Source organism: Priestia sp. P5_B4, assembly GCF_056400385.1.
This window is the reverse complement of sequence record NZ_JBFULJ010001526.1, coordinates 1-526: the sequence shown is the minus strand read 5'-3', so window position 1 is coordinate 526 and position 526 is coordinate 1. Positions and strand designations below refer to the sequence as shown.

The following is a 526-nucleotide window of genomic DNA, read 5'->3' as shown; positions in this document are numbered from 1 at the left end:
TCGGAGATGCAAGAGCAACGGACATGAAAAGCAGCGGCATGGTGAATGTAGGTCAGCTTACCCGTGAAGAATACGGACAGAAGCATGTTTACGCCGTCGGATTCGGAACTCATCACGGCACGGTCATTGCTTCTGATAGCTGGGGTAATCCTCATCAGGAATTAACCGTTCCTCCAGCTATAGAAGGAAGCTGGGAAGATGCCATTCACCGAGCAGGTGCTTTTGATCAATACCTCATGTTCACAGAGGAAAACCGAACATTTTTTCATTCAACGATAGGCCACCGCGCCATTGGTGTTGTATACGACCCAGAGATTGAACAATACGGAAATTATGTTCCTTCTCGCTTGTCAAAACGATATGATGCTTTTATGTATGTAGAAAAAACACACGCCTTATCGCCGCTCATCTTTTAATGAAATAAGCGGACTTCCAACGAAGTCCGCTTATTTTTATTGCAAAAAGCTACGAATCGTATCTGCCACAAGTGCATGATCTTCTTCTTGGGACATGCCTGATACGGTAA

At 44.9% G+C, this 526-nt stretch carries 1 protein-coding gene; it reads left to right on the top strand.

Annotation, left to right across the window (positions count from 1 at the left end; genetic code table 11):
• On the top strand, nucleotides 1-416 hold a 416-nt coding region (locus tag AC1DRF_RS31975), incomplete at its 5' end, for an erythromycin esterase family protein (protein WP_477742824.1).
• Nucleotides 417-526 lie beyond the last annotated feature (110 nt).